Origin of the sequence: Virgibacillus salexigens, from assembly GCF_000723585.1 — a bacterium.
In the GTDB taxonomy this organism is placed as follows: domain Bacteria; phylum Bacillota; class Bacilli; order Bacillales; family Amphibacillaceae; genus Virgibacillus; species Virgibacillus salexigens.
Map to the genome: position 1 here is coordinate 1 of NZ_CCDP010000007.1, position 1131 is coordinate 1131.

Genomic DNA, 1131 nt, shown 5'->3' on the forward strand with positions numbered 1-1131 from the left:
CAGGGTTTGTAAAGAGCAGTGTAACTGAAAGCAGCAGTGGTGCAGGAAAACATTTAGATGATGGTAAGGATTTGGCTAAGGGTACGGGAAAAGGTAGTCATTCAGAGAATGTAACTAGAATAAAAGAAATTGAAGTAACATATAAAAGAAAAGTTAAACATGACTCTGAAGAGTTTGCTAGACAACTTAAAGATCAAGAAAAAGGTATGAATGAGTTAACGGTTGATGAGTATCTGAAAAATAGAGAAAGATATATTGCTGAGGGACGTGCGATAGAAGGTAATGCTGCTCAACAAACAGCTCGAGAAGAAGCATTTTCTGATAAAGTTGCAGAACTTATGACTAACGGAAAATCATTTGATGAAGCAGAAAAAGAAGCTAAAGAATGGCTGAATACCCAAGCAGCACTTCATAATCCAGATCAAATTGCAGGTGGATAACCAGATGAAACTGGTGGAATGGGGCATAAGGGCATTAATTCTTCAATTGGTTCTCAATGGAGATATAGAATTGATGTTGTTGATGAACAAATAAGGGAAATAGCAAAAAATATGAAACCTGAGCAATTAAAAGCACCTATTTGAATGTTAAACTGACACACTAAGGAGATTTATTTATGGAAAAAACATTAAATGATTTTAAGGTAAACAGTAAGGTTCCAAAAGAAATAATAGAGAAATATAAAAATCTTGTTCCAAAAGAAATAATAGACTTGTGGCAGGAATATGGATTTGGAACATTCATGCAAGGATATTTAAAAAGTGTTAACCCAGAAGCGTACATTGATATTTTACAAGAGTGTAGTCAAAGATATACGGATTCTGTAGTGTTATTTGCTACTGGTATGGGAGATTTAGTATTATGGGCTGACGGTTATGTAAGATTGCTTAATTTTAGATACGGAGTACTTAAAACAGTTATGCCAAACTTTTTATTTTTTTCAAAAGTCTGGATTCAGAAAAGTTTCGGGATGAGTATTTAAAGTGGAAACCATATCCCGAAGCTGTTGAAAATTGGGGAGAACTATCTTATGAAGATTGCTTCGGCTATACACCTCTATTAGGTTTAGGTGGAGCAGAAAAAGTAGAGAATCTAAAAAAAGTCAAACTGAAGGAACATATTCTTATAATT

2 pseudogenes are annotated in these 1131 nt (G+C 34.0%); both read left to right on the forward strand.

The annotated features are described in order from the left end of the window. The first annotated feature begins 71 nt into the window (after positions 1–71). Positions 72–584 (forward strand): annotated as a pseudogene (locus tag BN990_RS21440) (polymorphic toxin type 15 domain-containing protein). 32 nt (positions 585–616) lie between these two features. Then, positions 617–1131 (forward strand): annotated as a pseudogene (locus BN990_RS21445) (T6SS immunity protein Tdi1 domain-containing protein); the annotation flags it as partial.